1 protein-coding gene is annotated in these 259 nt (G+C 41.3%); it reads left to right on the plus strand.

Annotated elements, in window-relative coordinates; translation table 11 throughout:
- Positions 1-259 (plus strand): hypothetical protein (locus H5116_RS20190; protein ID WP_182716938.1); only part of this gene is annotated, 259 nt, incomplete at both ends.

Below are 259 nucleotides of genomic sequence, written 5' to 3' on the forward strand. Positions count from 1 at the left end.
TGAATCAGAAGCTAAGGTTGAAGACGAGTCGTTTGATGATGATTTACTGCAAGAAATTAATGACGGAATTGATTCTGTTGAACCAGTTAGTATAGAAGAGGATACCAAACCTCTTAACCTTGATGAAGTTCAAGAAACACTAGAAAGTGAGTTGCCATTTACCCCCGAAGAATTACAAGGTGATGATTTAGACGGTGAGGCGCAGGGAGTCGCTTCCAGCCAAGCTGAGCAGGACTTATCAAATGCGCTTTCTGAAAAT

The organism is Pseudoalteromonas sp. SG45-2 (assembly GCF_014164115.1).
In the GTDB taxonomy this organism is placed as follows: Bacteria; Pseudomonadota; Gammaproteobacteria; order Enterobacterales; family Alteromonadaceae; genus Pseudoalteromonas; species Pseudoalteromonas distincta.